General features: G+C 54.7%; 13 protein-coding genes. 5 read left to right on the forward strand and 8 right to left on the reverse strand.

Going from position 1 to position 16,754, the window contains the following annotated elements:
- The first annotated feature begins 45 nt into the window (after positions 1 to 45).
- Complete coding sequence (gene ilvD / locus M0220_RS12590; protein ID WP_030073394.1) at positions 46 to 1,722, forward strand: dihydroxy-acid dehydratase; 1,677 nt, start codon at positions 46 to 48, stop codon at positions 1,720 to 1,722.
- A 311-nt stretch (positions 1,723 to 2,033) separates the two neighbouring features.
- Complete coding sequence (gene chrA / locus M0220_RS12595; protein WP_264017806.1) at positions 2,034 to 3,227, forward strand: chromate efflux transporter; 1,194 nt, start codon at positions 2,034 to 2,036, stop codon at positions 3,225 to 3,227.
- A 19-nt stretch (positions 3,228 to 3,246) separates the two neighbouring features.
- Here the strand turns inward: chrA and M0220_RS12600 are convergent, their stop codons facing one another.
- The 4 genes from M0220_RS12600 to M0220_RS12615 all read right to left on the reverse strand — a co-directional run bounded on the left by M0220_RS12600 (position 3,247) and on the right by M0220_RS12615 (position 8,830).
- A complete protein-coding gene (locus tag M0220_RS12600) occupies positions 3,247 to 6,342 on the reverse strand; it encodes a molybdopterin dinucleotide binding domain-containing protein (RefSeq protein WP_264017807.1) in 3,096 nt (1,031 codons plus the stop codon).
- Positions 6,335 to 7,522: an NrfD/PsrC family molybdoenzyme membrane anchor subunit gene (gene nrfD, locus M0220_RS12605; protein ID WP_264017808.1), complete on the reverse strand. Its 1,188-nt coding sequence runs from the start codon at positions 7,520 to 7,522 to the stop codon at positions 6,335 to 6,337. Before nrfD ends, M0220_RS12600 begins: the two co-directional genes overlap by 8 nt.
- Positions 7,506 to 8,282 carry a sulfate reduction electron transfer complex DsrMKJOP subunit DsrO gene (gene dsrO / locus M0220_RS12610; RefSeq protein ID WP_030073385.1) on the reverse strand — a complete coding sequence of 259 codons (777 nt, stop codon included), beginning with the start codon at positions 8,280 to 8,282 and terminating at the stop codon, positions 7,506 to 7,508. Before dsrO ends, nrfD begins: the two co-directional genes overlap by 17 nt.
- Positions 8,283 to 8,557: 275 nt before the next feature.
- Positions 8,558 to 8,830 (reverse strand): XRE family transcriptional regulator, encoded by a 273-nt coding sequence (locus tag M0220_RS12615; RefSeq protein ID WP_030073383.1) that lies wholly within the window; start codon positions 8,828 to 8,830, stop codon positions 8,558 to 8,560.
- A 217-nt stretch (positions 8,831 to 9,047) separates the two neighbouring features.
- Between M0220_RS12615 and purE the strand changes: the two genes are divergently transcribed.
- The 3 genes from purE (at position 9,048) to M0220_RS12630 (ending at position 12,519) form a co-directional block, all read left to right on the forward strand.
- Positions 9,048 to 9,560, forward strand: coding sequence for a 5-(carboxyamino)imidazole ribonucleotide mutase (gene purE / locus M0220_RS12620; protein WP_030073381.1), 513 nt, complete (start codon positions 9,048 to 9,050; stop codon positions 9,558 to 9,560).
- Between the two features lie 12 nt (positions 9,561 to 9,572).
- On the forward strand, positions 9,573 to 10,712 hold the full coding sequence (locus tag M0220_RS12625) for a 5-(carboxyamino)imidazole ribonucleotide synthase (RefSeq protein WP_264017809.1): 1,140 nt from the start codon (positions 9,573 to 9,575) through the stop codon (positions 10,710 to 10,712).
- 163 nt (positions 10,713 to 10,875) lie between these two features.
- A complete protein-coding gene (locus M0220_RS12630) occupies positions 10,876 to 12,519 on the forward strand; it encodes a sensor domain-containing diguanylate cyclase (RefSeq protein ID WP_264017810.1) in 1,644 nt (547 codons plus the stop codon).
- Here M0220_RS12630 and M0220_RS12635 read toward each other — a convergent pair.
- The 4 genes from M0220_RS12635 to M0220_RS12650 all read right to left on the reverse strand — a co-directional run bounded on the left by M0220_RS12635 (position 12,497) and on the right by M0220_RS12650 (position 16,588).
- Entirely contained in the window at positions 12,497 to 13,321 is an 825-nt protein-coding gene (locus tag M0220_RS12635) for a conjugal transfer protein TraX (RefSeq protein WP_264017811.1), read from the reverse strand. The two genes, M0220_RS12630 and M0220_RS12635, sit on opposite strands and share 23 nt — an antisense overlap.
- A gap of 109 nt (positions 13,322 to 13,430) precedes the next feature.
- On the reverse strand, positions 13,431 to 14,579 hold the full coding sequence (iadA, locus tag M0220_RS12640) for a beta-aspartyl-peptidase (RefSeq protein WP_264017812.1): 1,149 nt from the start codon (positions 14,577 to 14,579) through the stop codon (positions 13,431 to 13,433).
- A gap of 93 nt (positions 14,580 to 14,672) precedes the next feature.
- Positions 14,673 to 15,470 (reverse strand): transporter substrate-binding domain-containing protein, encoded by a 798-nt coding sequence (locus tag M0220_RS12645; RefSeq protein WP_264017813.1) that lies wholly within the window; start codon positions 15,468 to 15,470, stop codon positions 14,673 to 14,675.
- 347 nt (positions 15,471 to 15,817) lie between these two features.
- A complete protein-coding gene (locus M0220_RS12650; protein ID WP_030073369.1) occupies positions 15,818 to 16,588 on the reverse strand; it encodes a transporter substrate-binding domain-containing protein in 771 nt (256 codons plus the stop codon).
- Between the last annotated feature and the right edge of the window lie 166 nt (positions 16,589 to 16,754).

The following is a 16,754-nucleotide window of genomic DNA, read 5'->3' on the forward strand; positions in this document are numbered from 1 at the left end:
ATACCGTGCGTAACGCGATGTGAGTCAAGCAAAGAGGAACTCCCTATGACCGAGCCTACTAACAATACCCGCCGCCACTCTTCTCAAGTAGTGGACGGCCCTGGCAAAGCGGCCAGCCGCGCGATGTTGCGGGCGGTGGGGTTTAACGATGATGACTTTACTAAGCCCCAGGTGGGCGTTGCCTCTACCTGGAGCATGGTGACCCCGTGCAATAGCCACATTGGTGAGTTGGCTGAGTTTGCCCGTGACGGTGCCGACGCGGCGGGTGGCAAAGGGGTGATCTTTAATACCATTACTATTTCCGATGGCATCGCTAACGGCACGGAAGGCATGAAGTACTCGCTGGTTTCCCGCGAGGTGATCGCTGATTCCATTGAAACCGTAGCGGGTTGTGAAGGCTTTGATGGGCTGGTGGCTATCGGTGGTTGCGATAAAAATATGCCGGGTTGCGTGATGGGCTTGGCGCGGCTGAATCGCCCCAGCGTGTTTGTGTATGGTGGCACTATTATGCCCGGTAAAGGCCATACCGATATCGTGTCGGTATTTGAGGCGATGGGTGCGCACTCCCGTGGTGATATTGATCTGATCGAGCTCAAAAACATCGAAGAAACCGCGATTCCTGGCCCGGGTTCCTGTGGCGGTATGTACACCGCCAATACCATGGCGTCTGCCATTGAAGCATTGGGTATGAGCCTGCCGGGTAGCTCGGCGCAGAACGCCATTTCCCAAGACAAGCGTGATGACTGCAAAGCGGCAGGTGAGGCCGTGCTGGCGCTGTTGGCCAGTGACATCAAACCTTCTGACATCATGACCCGCGAAGCATTTGAAAATGCGATTACCGTGGTGATTGCGCTGGGTGGCTCGACTAACGCGGTGCTGCACTTGATTGGCATGGCGCGCACCATTGGCGTTGAACTGTCGCTTTCTGACTTCACTGAGATTGGCAAGCGCGTACCGGTGGTCGCTGATCTGCGCCCCAGCGGCCACTATATGATGAGCGAGCTGGTGGCGATTGGCGGTATTCAGCCGTTGATGAAAATTTTGCTGGATGCTGGATTACTGCACGGCGACTGCTTAACGGTGACGGGTAAAACGCTGGCCGAAAACCTGGAAGACGTTGAGCCTTACCCTATGGATCAACAGATTATTGCGCCGCTGGGTAACCCGCTTAAAGCCGAAAGCCACCTGCGTATCCTGTTTGGCAACCTAGCACCGGAAGGCGCAGTGGCCAAAATTACGGGTAAAGAAGGAACGCGCTTTAGCGGTTCGGCACGGGTGTTTGGCTCTGAAGAAGAAGCCCAGGCGCGCATTAACGACGGCACCGTGGTGGCAGGCGATGTGGTGGTGATTCGTTATGAAGGCCCGAAAGGCGGACCCGGCATGCGCGAAATGCTTACGCCAACCTCTGCCATTATGGGGCGTGGGTTGGGTAATGATGTGGCGCTAATTACCGATGGGCGTTTCTCCGGCGGCAGCCATGGCTTTGTTGTTGGGCATGTGTCTCCGGAAGCCTTCGATGGTGGCCCGTTGGCGCTGGTGCAAGATGGTGATGCCATTACCATTGATGCTGAAGCCGACACCATTGATGTCGACATCAGTGATGAAGAAATGATGCGTCGCCGTGCCGCCTGGCAGCAGCCAGAACCGCGCTATCGCAAAGGTGTGCTGGCGAAGTATGCCAAGTTGGTCAGCTCTGCCAGCACGGGTGCGGTTACCGATTAATCTGCATATAAGTCATTGAATGGGAAGGTTTAGTAGCGCGGTGTAAGCGTTAGCGCACCCGCGGAGGTTGGGAGTAGCGGCGATGGGCGTCGTTCCGCCGCCTGTCGCGGGTGCCTCATTCGCTCGTTCCTCGCGATATTCGTTACCACGCGCTACTTAACGCATTGAATAGGCAGGTTTTGTAGCGCGGCGTAAGCGTTAGCGCACCCGCGGTGGCGGCTCATCCGACTGGGTGATAGTGCACATTGTCATCACCGTGTCAGTTTTAATAGGTAGGTTAGGCCTTTTGTTCACACGGGGTAGCGTACGCTATGGCTGAAAAACAGCATCTGAACGGTCGGGTAAGCGAGGTGTTTTGGGCGTTCTTGGCGTTGGGGTTGACCTCGTTTGGCGGGCCGGTGGCGCACCTAGGCTATTTTCGTACGGCCTTTGTGGAGCGCCGCCGGTGGTTAAGCGAAAGCGCCTACGCAGATCTTGTGGCGCTGTGCCAATTTTTGCCGGGGCCAGCCAGTAGCCAAGTAGGCTTTGCCTTGGGGTTAATGCGCGCTGGCCCTTGGGGCGCGGCCATGGCGTGGCTAGCGTTCACGCTACCTTCCGCCATTGTATTGGTGCTGTTCGCGTTTGGCGCGGCGGTACTGGATGGCCCGATTGCCAGCGGCATTATTCATGGCTTAAAAGTGGTGGCTGTGGCCATTGTGGCCCACGCGGTGTGGGGCATGGCGCGTAACCTTTGCCCCGATAAAACCCGGGTGGGGATTGCGCTGGCGGCAGTGTTTGTTGTGGTCATGGTCAGCGGGCCGCTGGGGCAGGTCGCCGCTATTGTGCTGGGTGGCCTAGCGGGGTTGGCGCTGTGCCGTATGGTGGCTACTGCTACGCCTAGCGAACCACTGCATTTTCCGGTATCTCGCCGTGCAGGCACTATCGCGTTAGTGGTATTCGCGACGCTGCTGGGTTTGCTGCCGTTGTTGGCCGGTAGCGCCGCGTGGCTAGCGGTAGCAGATGCATTTTATCGTTCTGGCGCGCTGGTATTTGGCGGTGGGCATGTGGTTTTACCGCTGTTGGAAGCGGAAGTGGTGCAATCCGGCTGGATTACCGCAGATGAGTTTTTGGCAGGCTATGGGGCTGCCCAGGCGGTGCCAGGGCCGCTGTTCACCTTTGCTGCGTACTTAGGCGCATTACTGCCCGGTATGAATGGTGTGGTGGGTGCGCTGCTGGCGTTGTTGGCGATCTTTATTCCTGGCTTTTTGCTGTTGGTGGGGGTGTTGCCCTTTTGGAATCATTTTCGCCGCTGGCAGAGCGCCCAGGCGTTGATGCGCGGCGCTAACGCGGCAGTGGTGGGTATTTTAGGCGCGGCGCTATATCAACCAGTATGGACCAGCGCGATTATTGGGCCTTATGAATTTGTTCTGGCGTTGACGGGGTTTTTACTGCTGACCGTTTGGAAACTGCCTGCGTGGATGGTGGTGATTGTCATCGCCTTGGGTGGGGTAGTGATCGCTATGTAACGTCACTACCCCATCCACGTTACACGCGGCTCACTTTAACCGGTAAGCCTTGGCGCACGCTGGCACCGCTGATGGGTTCTAGCCATGTACCGCCTACTTCCCGTGTTGGGTCTTGAAAGCCTAGGTCGTTGATGTTGATACCGGCCCGCATCCAGGGCATATCTGGCTGAGGTTTGCCATCAATGGTATGCGGTGTGGCTCCTAAATCCCGATGGCCGTAGCCGTGTTCAATGCCCAATGCGCCGGGCACAACGCTTTCGCTAACCAGCGCAAGCCCCACGACGCTTCCGCCTGGGCTTTCAATGCGGATGGTGTCGCCATGCTGGATGCCGAAGCGCTCGGCGTCTTGGCGGTGCATTTGCACAGGATTGTACGGCTTGATCATTCTTAGCCGCTCGTTGCCAATGGCGTAAGAGTTCATCAGGTTAGATTTGAATGAAAACGCTAGCAGCGGCCACTCCTGCTCTGTAAATACCTCGCGCATGGGTCGCTTGTTGGCGAGCTGGGGCAACTTGTGACAGGGCACGCCGCTGTTGGGGAGCCCGTTAGTGGTATCAATGCTGGTGCCTACCGACTCGTTGTAAATACACAGCGTTCTTTTCCACTGGTGCTTCAAGTGCTCGCCGACAAAGTGTTCGCTGGCATCCTCGAAGCGCCCGCCCCGGGCGTAAAGATAGGCAACGCGGCCGCGCTCGTCGGCTTTAAGTGTACGTTCGAGTTTGGGCAGCAGCGGGGCAATGCCGCCGTGAGTAATGTCTGCGGCGCTCGCTTCTGGCAGCGGTTCATCTTGAAAGGCGATATTGGCGGCCGCCCGTAGGTAGTAATCTTCAGCGCGGTTGAGCGGGTGAAGATTGCCATCTGCATCGGGAATAGCGTTGTCGCCGAAGCCTGGCAGCCCTAGCCGTTTAGCAACGGCGATAAAGAAGCTGTCCATAGATACTGGCTCGCCTTCGGCGGTTTTTTGCTGGCGGGGTTCTACCACTGGCCAGCAGGCGGTGGAGAGTTTGCCCAGGGTGCCTTTCCAGGAACCAGCAAAGCCCCATACTTCGTACATTACCGAATCAGGCACAATGTAGTCGGCGTAGCGGTTGGTTTCGTTGATAAACCCATCAACGGCCACAAATAGACCTAACCGCTTGGGGTCTTTCAGCTTATCGACAATCACACCTTTCAGGCCAGCTTGACCATAAATCGGGTTAGCCATACAGCCAATCACCGCTTTGATGGGATAGGGGTAGCCATCCAGCGCGGAAGGTAAGTGCTCGGTAAGCGTTGGCGGTGCCAATGAGCGCCAGGGGGCTTTCGCAGGGTAAGGACTTTCGTCTGCCGCGACCTTGCGCTGATACTCCGATGATTTCTCATAGGGAAAACGTGAGCGGGAGAGAAACACCCCTTGAGGGCCACGCTTGCCAGGGAAGTTGGCGAGGTCGTAGCGGGGGCCTTCGCCGGTGCCGCTGTAGGTGCCGCCACCCACGGCGCTGCCACCTTTCATATTGTAGTTGCCAGCCAGCAAGTTAAGCATTTGCACACCAAACGCGGCGTAAAAGCCATTGCCTGACATCATGCCGCCGTGGCAGTTAACGGCGGCTTTTCTGCCATGGCTAGCATAACGTTGGGCAAGCTCGATAATCTTTGCCTTGGGAATGCCGCAATGTTCAGCGTAGGTATCTATGTCGTACTCATTGGCGGATTCACGCAGTAGCGCAAGGCTAGTTTTGACGGTGACCGTCGTGCCATCCGCCAGGGTGACTGGACGTTCGGCAAACAGCTCGGCGGTCATTACCTCTTCACTTAGGGCGAGTTCGCCCTCTGACACCACTACCGGTATGTCGGCATCGCTACCTGGGTCGGCAAAACCAAGGTCGCTGGCGCGCAAAAAGTAACCCCGGCGCGGGTGCTCGAAGGTATCAATCACTAAATGCGTGGCGTTGGAGTGGGTGGTTTCGCCTGCTGCATCGGCGGCAGCTTGGCCGGGCAGTTCAAGAAACGCCTGCGCATAGCCGTCGTTTTCCAGCAGCCACTGAATAAGCGCCATGGCAAAGGCGCTGTCGGTGCCAGGGCGAATAGGTACCCAACGATTGTTATCAGCGGCGTGGGAGGTGGCAGCGTTCAGCGCAGGGTCTACCACCACATATTCCAGCGTACCGGCGGCGCGTGCCTGTGCAATCAAGCGGCCCTGGCGCTTAAACGGGTTGCCTGCTTGGCTGGGCGCGCAGCCGATATACATAATAAAGCGTGCGTTCTGTATATCTGGCTTTACGTGAGCGTTAGTGACGATGTTGTTCATCACTGCCCCAGAGCCCATGCGGAATGCCAAACCACAGTAAGCGCCATGGTGGCCATAGTTGCGGGTCGCAAAGGCGTTTAAGGTGAAGCGTTTAAGTAAATCTGAGCGCCCGTAGTCGGTGGCTTCCATGACCATCAGCTGATTAGCCTTGGGGCCGTACTCCGGATTGTTGGGGTCAATCAGCGTGTCATGGTCGCGAATGTCACGCAGGCCGTCTACCTGACCTTCACCGAACAGGTCGCCCCCTTCGCAAATTTCCTCGATCAGTTGCTCAAACGATATTTTTTGCCACTCGCGGCTGCCTCGTTCACCGACCCGCTTAAGGCAGTGGTCGACACGAAATGGGTTGGTAATTTGGCTCATCATCGCGTTGCCCCTGGCACACGCGGTAGAGCGGTTGACTTGGCCCTGTTCTGCGTAAGCACTCACACTGCGCAGCGCATCCGCCACCGGCGTACGCATAGGCAAATGGTCATCGGCAGAAAGCGGATGATAAGGGTTGCCAGAGACTCGTAGCACTTCACCGCGGGTGTCATCGACTCGCACGCGCACGCCGCACTGGGTGGTGCAGCCGTAGCAAATGGTAAAAGCGACCCGCTGGTCGGGTGTTAGGGTGAGTTCGCCGGTCGCTAAATCAACGCGGTATTCAGGCGTTAACGAGTTGCCATGAATGTTGTGCAGCGGTTTTTCACCGGCGCTGCCGGTAATGCCTTTGGCCATTTTGGCTAGCGGGTCGGCGTAGCCCACTGCAAAGGTAGCGGCACCGCCAGCGGCAGCAGCCCCTTTTAGAAAGCGACGGCGTGAGGGGTCTTGAGCAGACTTAGCCATGACTAGGCGCTCCTTTATTAGCAGTAAGTGGGGCGCGAGACGCGTCTTGGTCGTTGGCGGATAGCTGACCACCTTGTTGGGCCTGTCGCCACGGAAGTAATAGGTCGATCAGTAAAATGGCCGCCAGCCACAGCCCGAAGGTGCCGACAATGCCTAAGATGCCGGAAGAGCCAGCAGGAATGCCGTAGTGGTGGAAACCTGCACTGTTGCGGGCTACGTGTTGAACATCCATCAGCACTACCCAGCGGAACATCCAGCCCATATGAATGGCCACCAGTCCCAACAACCATGCCCAGGCAAACAGTGCTGGCTGGCGCTTTGCTGAACGCGTTACTAGAAATACAATGCTGGCAAATAGCGCAACGCCGGTAATGCCACCCCACAGTGCGGTACTGCGCCAAGAGGGGCTGTAGCGGACAGACTCCAGCGCCGCCGCCACTGAGCCAACGTGGGCATTCAGGCCATCTAATAGCCAGCTAAGCGCGATAAGCCCTGCCAGTGCACAAAAGGCCAACAGGACATAGAGCATTTGCCGGGTGGTGGCGGATGAGCAGATACCGCTCACACGGTTTAACACCAGTACTAACCCAGCGGCGGCGATAAATCCGGTGGCGACCAGCATGGGCGGTAGCCAAATTGTGTTCCATAAGGGGCGAGCTTTGACGATAGCCAGTTCCGCGCCGGTATAGAGCATGATGCCGCTAGACAGTAACAAGGCGGCTAACCCCACTATTGCCACCAGTACTTTGGGCGTTGAACCACTGCCCATGCTCAGCCACTTGGCGATCAACCCGCTGAACCCCGCTGCCTGTTGCTGAGCTTGCAGTGCGGGACGCCAGGCCAGCCAGGCGAAGCCTAAGACGCTGATCAGATAGAGCGGCAGTACCACGCTGCCAATCGACATCCACGAGTGAGTGTTGGCATAGGCGTAGAAGTGCCAGAAGCGCAGTGGCTGGTGCAGGTCTGCTAATAGAGCCACCGGTGCGACTAACGTTGTGCTGACGCAGGCGATGAGCGCTAGACGTGCGGTGGGCAGCCAGGCTTTTTTGCCAAAGATTAATGCCGGGGCTGCTAGCCATAGGCTCGCGTAGGAGACGGCGATCATAAAAAAGTACTGTACCGCCCAGGGATACCAGGCGATGTCGTAACGGGGTGCGAGTAATTCAATGGTGGAATTCATAGCCCATCTCCTGGCCGTGGGGGTCGAGCACTTCAAGCGCCACGGGTTCTGCCACGGGGCGTGTGGTGAATCGTTCGTCCATACCTAAATAGAACACCTGGGGGAGGGTGTTTTTTTCTGGCTGTAGCACCATAAGGGCGTCGCGATGCTCGTTGATCAGACGGCTGATTTGGCTGTCTGGATTGCGCATGTCGCCGATAATCCGCGCGCCGCCTACGCAGCTTTCAACACAGGCGGGTAGCAGCCCAGCTTCTAGACGATGGGCGCAGAACGTGCATTTGTCGGCGGTTTGAGTGCGTTCGTTAATAAAGCGTGCATCGTAGGGGCAGGCGTTAACGCAGTACGCACAGCCGACACAGCGGTCGCTATCCACCACAACGATGCCATCTTGCTGTTGGTAGGTCGCTTCAACGGGACAAACTGGCACGCAGGGTGGGTTTTCGCAGTGATTGCACAGCCGGGGCAGCATAAACGTAGCTAGCTCACCACTCTCTTGATGCTGCACTTCATACTGGGCAACTGTGGTACGAAATTGGCCTAACGGCGCGGCGTTTTCGATATGACACGATACGGTGCAGGCCTGGCAGCCGATACACTGGCGCAGATCAATCAACATGCCATAACGTTTGGTGGGGTCGCCTTCGCGACGAACAGGCTGCTGATTGATGCCTGCGCTGGCAAGGCTGGAAAACGGTACTAGGGCAGCGCCTGCACTTAGGCGAGCCAGCTGGCCTAGTAACGACCGGCGTATGGCGTCCATAACGCCTCCTTAGCTAATAAAAATGTCGCTGTTACCAACGTCGCTAATAAAACGTCGTTGTTGCAGGCGAATGAGGTGAATACGCTAAGGTTACGCCTTTGGTTGTATAAAAAATTGATGCGTGTCAATGGGTTAGTGCAGGTTTCTTAATGCTCCCTTAATCTTAAAGCGCTAACGATCTGTTTTAAAACGAAAACAGGCTAGCCCATGGGCCAGCCTGATAGTAAATAAAAGATAAATATGGGGTGAATAGTGACGTTAGGTAGCAACTGTTGCTATGGCGTCTCCAGCTCTAGAGTGCGACGTAAGACATTGAGTTCGTCAATGCCTAAATGCTCTAGCCTTCCGGCGAGTAGGTCGCTGATCTTTTGCACTGGAAGCCCCGCCCGGCGGGCGATTTCGCGGCTTCCCAAATCTGATACGGCGATCAGGCGGGTAATGATACGCATAAGGCGCGTACGTTTTTCTAAATCCCTGACATCGAGGTCAGGGCTGCTTCGCGGAGGATCTAGCGTGTCTGCGTGAGCAGTTGAGTATGCCGTACTCATGGGACTCCATCAGTCTGAAATGACAATCACACAATGCCGCCAAGTCGCGCGCTTTTCAATGCTACTTTGATTAAAATTTCGATCTATTTACAAACGCGCCCAAAAGCACACGCTCTGGTAGACTATGCGCCTTCTAATTTCCTGGTAAGCCGCCTGTGGTTAGCGGCTTGTTAAACGCTTTATTGCTTTCGTAGGCCTTTGGCCGAGGAGTTTTTGCATGTCGAACAGCGCACCTAAAGTGGGCGTGATCATGGGGTCGAAATCTGATTGGCCCGTCATGGAGCACGCAGTGGCGATGCTAGAGCGGCTAGGTGTTCCTTATGAAACCCGCGTTGTCTCTGCCCATCGTACCCCTGACTTGCTGTTCGACTATGCTAAAAGCGCTGCTGAACGCGGCCTGCAAGTGATTGTGGCTGGCGCTGGCGGTGCTGCCCACTTGCCCGGCATGGTGGCCTCTCAAACGGCGCTGCCGGTGCTAGGCGTGCCGGTGGAATCTAAAGCGCTGAAAGGCCTAGATTCGCTGCTTTCCATCGCCCAGATGCCTGGCGGCATTGCTGTTGGCACACTGGCGATTGGTAAAGCGGGCGCGACCAATGCTGGCTTATTGGCGGCACAGATTGTTGGTTTGCAAGATAGTACCGTGCGCGAAGCGGTTGAGACCTTCCGCGCTGAGCAAACCCAACTGGTGTTGGATAACCCAGACCCACGGCCTGATGCGGAAGCGAACTAAGGAGTTCTGGTCATGAACGCTAGCATTTCAAAAAACATCGGCGTATTAGGCGCAGGCCAGCTGGGCCGCATGCTGGCGCTGGCGGGCTACCCGCTAGGTAATCGCTTCACGTTTTTAGACACTACCGGCAACCCGAGCGCAGGTATTGGCGACGTCATCGTCGACCCCAATAACCAGCACTTGGCAGAATTTCTCGATAAGGTCGATGTCGTGACCTATGAGTTTGAGCACCTGCCGGTCGCGCTGATAGAGCAAATCGAACAGCACAAGCCTGTTTACCCAGGAAGCCGTGCCATCGCGGTGTGTCAAAACCGGGTAGAAGAGAAAGCGCTGTTTGACCATTTAGGAATTCCGACGCCTGCTTACCGTGTGGTTGAAAGCGCTGAGCAGCTTGAAGCGGCGGCCAATGAGTTGGGCTATCCGGTGGTTGCCAAGTCGGTCACCGAAGGCTACGACGGTAAAGGTCAAGCGGTGTTAAAAGCGCCGGAGCAGGCGGAAGAGGCGTGGAACAGCATTGGTCATCGCCAACTGATTGTTGAAGCGTTTGTCGATTTTGTGCGGGAAGTTTCGATGATTGCCGTGCGCGGTCGCGATGGGGAAGTGGTGTTTTACCCCATGGCGGAAAACCAGCACGTGGATGGCATTCTGCGCTATTCGGTTGCGCCACTGCCGGACTTAGCAGCCAGCGTTCAAGAGACTGCTGACAGCTACATTCGCATGCTGTTGGATGAGCTGGAGTACGTAGGTGTGATGGCATTGGAGTTATTTCAAACGCGTGATGGCAGCCTGTTGGCTAACGAAATGGCTCCACGGGTGCATAATTCCGGTCACTGGACCATGGACGGTGCGGTCACTAGCCAGTTTGAGAATCATCTGCGTGCTGTTCAAGGCCTGCCGCTTGGCAGCACCCAAGCCATTGCGCCGACCTGTATGGTGAATGTGATTGGGCACGAAGGCGACAATGCCGCAATGCTGGCGATTAGCAATGCGCACTTGCACCGTTATGACAAGGAAGAGCGGGCAGGGCGGAAGCTGGCACATGTGAATATCGTCGCTGACACGCATGCCGAGCTGCTTGAAAAAGTGCGTGCCTGCCACACACTACTGCCGGAAGCTCCGCCCGTGGCGTGGAGTTTTGAAGCATCGCTTTAATTTTAATAGTGAACACTGTTGAAGCCGCCTATTTCTGGCGGCTTTTTTATTGAGTTAATAGGCTACGTTTACTTGGTAAACGTGCTAAAAGAGATAGCAAAGGAATAGATGCAATGAACTAAAAAGATTGGTTTATAAACCAGCTTATTAAAAGGAAGTTTGTATGGCACCCCCTGCGACGATTTCTGGACGAGCATCCGTAAGAGAAACCGCGACTGCCTCGGGTCTACGCAGTGACTATCAGCGTGAACACCATTTAACACAACTGCGCTTACGCGGTGAAAAAGTGCGCCTGCTTTACGATAATCTTTGGCAGCCAGTGTTAAGTAGTGTGGCAGCCGGCGGGCTCTTGATAGCTGCGATGTGGCCAGTGGTGGACGCTAGTTTGTTAATTGGTTGGTTTATAACACTTACCGCGATTTCTGGACTGCGTTTGTTGCTTGCGCAGCGTTTTAAGCGCTTGCCAGCTGCGCATCAACAGCGCCGCCGCTGGTTGCGCTGGTTTGCTATTGGCGCTATTACATCTGGCTGTGTCTGGGGAGCCACAGGTCTGTTGCTCTTTAGCCATGACCATCCGGGACAAATTGCGGCGCTTTCGATTGTTTTGGCGGGTATCTCTGCGGGAGGCGTTACCACGCTTTCTTCTGTTTGGTGGGTCGCGCTAGGTTTCGTGTTGCCAATTTTGCTGCCCCTAAAGCTGCAGTTTTTACTACAGGGTTCGCCGCTCTCTGTATTGATTGGCTTAATGCTGGTGCTTTTTTTAGGCTTGATTGTCACTACGAGCCGCCGTTTTAGTCGCACTATTCACGACAATATTGCACTGCGGGTAAGCATGGCCTCGCGGGAAACGCAGCTGCGAGAAAGCGAGAATCGCTATCGTTCTATATTTCAGCACTCACCGCTAGGGGTATTGCACTTCAATGAGCAGGGAGTGATTACTGACTGCAACCGTAAACTGTTGGACATTTTAGGCGTTGGGCGGGCACAGTTGATTGGCTACCACATGCTGGCCCGCTCTGCTGATCATGAGGTAGCGCAAGCCGTTAATGATGCGCTAGAAAAAGGTACGGGCTATTACGAAGGCACTTACCGGTTCCCAAAAGCAACTGCTGGGATACCGCTAAGGGCGTTTTTTAACGGCGTGCTAAGCGCCAGTAACCAAATGATTGGTGGGGTGGCAATTATAGAGGACTTTACTGAGCGTAAACGCAACGAAGCAATTATTTATCGCCAAGCTTACTATGATGCGTTGACCGATTTACCTAACCGCCGACTCTTTATTGAACGCTTAGAAAAGCTGTGTAATGAGCGGATTAGCGAGCAGCGCTTTGGGTTAGTGATGTTTTTGGATATGGATCGTTTTAAGCTGATTAACGACACCTTAGGCCACGCGGCAGGCGATGATTTATTGGTGCAAGTAGCAAGGCGCTTAGAGCAGTGTTTGAACGAGGGTGACATAGCTGCGCGTTTAAGTGGTGATGAGTTTGTGCTGTTAGCATTATTTGAAGAGCTTGCTTCAGAGGAGCTGGATCAACAGGCCGAGCGTTATATGCGTAAAGTTCAGCAGGTATTGTCAGAACAGTATCGGTTGGAAAAACGCTGGTTAACGGTAACGCCGAGCATGGGGTACACCTGTTTTAATGCGTCTAAGTGTGACCATAGCGACGTATTAAAACAGGCAGATATTGCAATGTATCAGGCCAAAACCGAGGGTCGGGCTCGGCTGCGTCGTTACCAACCCTGGATGAGCGAAGAAGTAAATAAGCGTATCGCAGAGCCTGTCATTACCCCGCCAGCTGACCGCTAAGCAACAGCCACAATGCAATTAGCGCAAAGTGACCTGGATACCAAGCAAGCCACAGGCGACGGGGCATGGCCAAAGCAACAGGAGGGACGCGTTGGGCGGCACCTGCTGCAAGCATGAGCACCACTACACAGGTGCCTACGGTAAATGATTTGGCCATGTCGGAAGCATTCATTTGACCGGCTATCCAAAGTGCGGGAAACGCGGCTAAACCTGCCCATAAGCGCGACTTCAGCGCGTCGCGGGTTTCACTTAGCGCCTGCATAGCAAACATTAAGAGCGGGATCAGTAGCAAACCGTTATGACCGTACTCGACCCAGAACCCTAGCAAATACCAAACGGTTACGCCTACTGCTGCGCCTAGCAGTAACCACGCTAACTCAAGGGACTGCTGTTGATAGTGCTGCCAACCTTGGCGAACCAAGGCTCCCAGCGCTAGACCGCAGGCAAGGGTGAAGCAGACGTTAAGAATAAAATCGTCAGACGAGCGCGGCATCAGCATATAAGGAAGCTGAGCCACTAGGCCAATAACCAGTATGCGTCGTGAGTAACGCAGTGGGTTGCGGGTATTAAACAGCCCGTGCCAGGCTACCATGGCCGCAAATAAGGGAAACGCAATACGGCCAATCGAAGAACCCGCCCAGCTTAAGTCCCAGTCTCCCGGTAACACATAGCGGGTAAGGTGATCCACGGTCATGGTGAATAGCGCCAGCCATTGCCCCCAGGCAGTCCAGTGAGATGAGGGGCGCATATCGCGAGCTGGAGCTGTCTCGGAGGATACGTTTGCAGTAGTTTGTTCAGCCATGAGACTTCCTTGTGAATTTTATACTGGTTTACAGACTCAATTTGGCTGAGCAAGTTCGGTACTCGGTCAGGTGGTAAGGTGTCTGGGAATGTCGGTTGGTCGTTCAACCTTAAGGGTTACTACCGTAAATTGATTTGCCCAGGGCCCATACTTGGTCAATCGCCCAGCGCCCTTCTGCGAGCACGATAAAGTCGGCGTCTGCTCCTTCTTCTAGACGCCCTTTACGGGGCAGCTTTAGGATGTCCGCAGCGGTTGTTGAAGCACATCTCAGCGCCTGCTCCATAGTGATGTGATGTTCATTGATACATTCACCCAGCACCTCGAACAGACTGCTTAGTTTACCGGGTTTTAGACCAACAAAACGGTGCTGTTCGTCAAATTCTGGCAGTGAGGCATTGGCATCGGAAGATAGGCTTATCTGGCTCGGGTCAATACGCGCTTTTAGCGCTCTAGCGACCGCTTCTGATGCTGGTACTTCACCGCCTGCTAATAGTTCAGGCGTGGTGCTGGTAGTGAAGTCGATAAACCCGCCTTCGCGGGCGAAGCGTAGGCCATCTTCGAATAAGTCAGCGGTGCGGTTGATATGGGTGGGGTAGAATTGTGAGAGCGGAATAGCACTGTGCTTGGCAACCTCGCGCAGCGGTTCCAGGTGTGAGTCGGCATCGCCCGTATGGATGAAAACAATCCCTGATTTTCCTGCCAGCAAGCCTGCGGTACGCGCATCTGAGGCTAGTCGGGTTAGCTCTTGGGTGGTGGGTTGTGAGCCTCTGTGATCACTAATAGCGACTTCGCCCACGCCAATAAACTCTGGAATATAGAGGATATCGCTGGCGATAGAACCGGTGAGTGTGACTGGGGGAAGTTGATACGAGCCAGTGTAAGCATAAGCGGTTAAGCCACCTGCTAAGAGTTCACGGGCTTTACCAATTAAATTGGCCGGGGTGCGCGTCAGCGCATCGGTACCTAAGGCACCAATCAGTGTCGTGACGCCAGAGGCGTAGGCATCTTGCAGGCTGAGTTCTGCCGTTCGGTTGCCAAAACCACCTTCACCGCCGCCACCAATATAGTGCACCAGAGGGTCGACCAAACCAGGAATGACCCGACGCCCTTCAAGATCGACGGTGCTAATTAATGGCCCTAAGTTCACCGCTTCGGAGGCGTCTATTACCGCTGCAATGCGCTGGTCAGCGATAAGTAGATGGCACAGGCCGCGGGGTTCTGGCGAGAAAAGCTGGGCGTTTTTAACAAGAGTCAGCATGTACTTCCCAGGGGGTATTAGCAGGTGGTGAACATGCGCCGACCAACGGTCGGCGCAGAGATCGTGTTTATAAACCGTACTTATAAAACGTACTTACAAGCGTACATCGTAGTTGAAATAGCGGTTCATAATTTCATCGTAAGTGCCATCTTCTTTCAGCGCGCTTAATGCTTCGTTGAAACGCTCTGCCAGGGCTTCGTCACGCTGGCGAAAGGCGACACCTACCCCTTTGCCGAAAATATGCTCTGGCTGTTTGATGAAGTCGCTAATGCGCTGGAAGTCGCTGTCTGGCGTATCGATATCAATCGCGGCCTCAGCAATTGGGTAGTCCATGAAGGTGAGATCCAATCGTCCGGCCATAAGGTCGGTCACCACATCGTCTACGCCGGTATAGCGGCGGATTTCCAGTACGTCACCGTAGAGCTCGGTGACGTAGTTATCCTGTAGCGTCGCCCGCTGAACACCGACGGTCAGACCTTCCAGGCTAGCGCGGTCTTCAATGTCGATATCACGCTCTTGTGTGGTGATCCACGCGCTGGGTGTTGTGTAATAGGCCTCCGAGAACAGCACGCGCTGGGCGCGCTCATCGGTAATCGCCATGGATGACATAATGGCATCGTAGTTACGGGCGAGTAGGCCGGGAATAATACCGTCCCAGTCCTGTTCGATCCAGGTGCAGTTGGCTTCTAGGTAATCGCAGACTGCGTTACCCAGTTCGATTTCAAAGCCAGTCAGCGTGCCGTCTGCTTCACGGTACATAAAGGGTTCGTAAGGGACATCGACACCGAGACGAATGTCATCGTAGTCTCGGGCGTCAGCCTGTTGGGTAACAAAAGTCGTCGAAAAACCAACCGCTAAAATAGCGGCAAGGGGCAGCGTTGCATAACGCATAGTCGTCTCCTGAAGCGTTTTTTAGGTATTGATTACATGCCTAGCGGCGATTTTTTATGAGCTAAAGCATGTGGGGTGCGCTAAGCGCAGGGTCGTAATGCGTTATTTCCGCATTACAAAGATCACGCGCAGGGGCGTGGGATGGCACGGGCGTGCCAAGAGGGGAAGGCTATTCGTCGAACCATTCGCTCAGGTAAAAGCAAGCGATATCACCGCTAGTACCTGGGCGGAGCGCGCATATAGCTGGCAATTGCAACAGCACTGGCGCTAAAAAGTGATGTGTATGCATGATGGCTTCTCGCGTTATATGCCTCTCCAATGGAGAGGCATACATAGGCTACTAGCGCTTACTCTTCGCCAAAATAGCGAGTAAAAATCTCATCGTAAGTGCCATCTTCTTGAAGCTCAGCAAGGGCTTCATTGAATTTTTCAGCTAGCGCTTCATCACGCTGACGGAAAGCGATGCCAAAGCCGTCACCAAAATACTCTTTTGGCTCGCTGATGCGCTCGCCGACCACAACGTATTCCGCTTCTTCACTTTCTAACAGCGTAGACTGCCCAATCGGGAAGTCGAGGAACACGATGTCTAAGCGTTGCGCTTCCATATCCAGCACCATGTCGTCGGCGGTGGAGTAGCGGCTGATACTAGCAACGTTACTGAAGTTGTCGGTCACGTAATTATCTTGCAGCGTGCCGCGCTGAACACCAATAGTTTTTCCTTCTAGGGTTTCTTCATTGGCTTCGCTGATGTCTAAGCTGCTGGGAGCGAACCAAGCAGACGGCATGGTGATGTAGGGGTCGGAGAACAGCACCTGCTGACGACGCTCATCGTTAATGGTCATTGAGGACATGATGGCATCGTAGTTACGCGACATCAGGCCAGGAATAATACCATCCCACTCTTGCTCAACCCACTCACAGGTGACGCCAATGCGCTCACACAGGGCGTTGCCAAGGTCAATATCAAAACCGGTCAGCTCACCCTCTGCGGTGCGGTATTCCATCGGCTCGTAGGGAACATCAACCCCAATACGAACATGATCGTAATCCCGCGCGTGAGCAGAAGAAGCCGCCGCAATTGCTAAGCCAAGCACAGACACTGTTAGTAATTTTTTCATTCTTATACTCCGTAAGAAACAGGTTCACCAAATAGAATCCCTCTTAACGTACCCTAGGTTGGGACGAACGAAAAGAGGGAGCGTGACTAAGAACTAACGTTTGTTTGACGTTAAACCAACCTAGATTGTTTCCTCGCCGCAGGCGTATGTGGTTAACCGTTGGTGA

The sequence above is a fragment of the Halomonas qinghailakensis genome (genome assembly GCF_025820815.1).
Classification (GTDB): Bacteria; Pseudomonadota; Gammaproteobacteria; order Pseudomonadales; family Halomonadaceae; genus Vreelandella; species Vreelandella qaidamensis.

Coding starts and splice junctions, on each gene's coding strand:
- M0220_RS12650 (WP_030073369.1), bottom strand. CDS start 16,588: ATGAAAAAATTACTAACAGTGTCTGTGCTTGGCTTAGCAATTGCGGCG.
- M0220_RS12615 (WP_030073383.1), bottom strand. CDS start 8,830: ATGAGTACGGCATACTCAACTGCTCACGCAGACACGCTAGATCCTCCG.
- iadA (WP_264017812.1), bottom strand. CDS start 14,579: ATGCTGACTCTTGTTAAAAACGCCCAGCTTTTCTCGCCAGAACCCCGC.
- M0220_RS12630 (WP_264017810.1), top strand. CDS start 10,876: ATGGCACCCCCTGCGACGATTTCTGGACGAGCATCCGTAAGAGAAACC.
- M0220_RS12625 (WP_264017809.1), top strand. CDS start 9,573: ATGAACGCTAGCATTTCAAAAAACATCGGCGTATTAGGCGCAGGCCAG.
- purE (WP_030073381.1), top strand. CDS start 9,048: ATGTCGAACAGCGCACCTAAAGTGGGCGTGATCATGGGGTCGAAATCT.
- dsrO (WP_030073385.1), bottom strand. CDS start 8,282: ATGGACGCCATACGCCGGTCGTTACTAGGCCAGCTGGCTCGCCTAAGT.
- M0220_RS12645 (WP_264017813.1), bottom strand. CDS start 15,470: ATGCGTTATGCAACGCTGCCCCTTGCCGCTATTTTAGCGGTTGGTTTT.
- ilvD (WP_030073394.1), top strand. CDS start 46: ATGACCGAGCCTACTAACAATACCCGCCGCCACTCTTCTCAAGTAGTG.
- M0220_RS12635 (WP_264017811.1), bottom strand. CDS start 13,321: ATGGCTGAACAAACTACTGCAAACGTATCCTCCGAGACAGCTCCAGCT.
- chrA (WP_264017806.1), top strand. CDS start 2,034: ATGGCTGAAAAACAGCATCTGAACGGTCGGGTAAGCGAGGTGTTTTGG.
- M0220_RS12600 (WP_264017807.1), bottom strand. CDS start 6,342: ATGGCTAAGTCTGCTCAAGACCCCTCACGCCGTCGCTTTCTAAAAGGG.
- nrfD (WP_264017808.1), bottom strand. CDS start 7,522: ATGAATTCCACCATTGAATTACTCGCACCCCGTTACGACATCGCCTGG.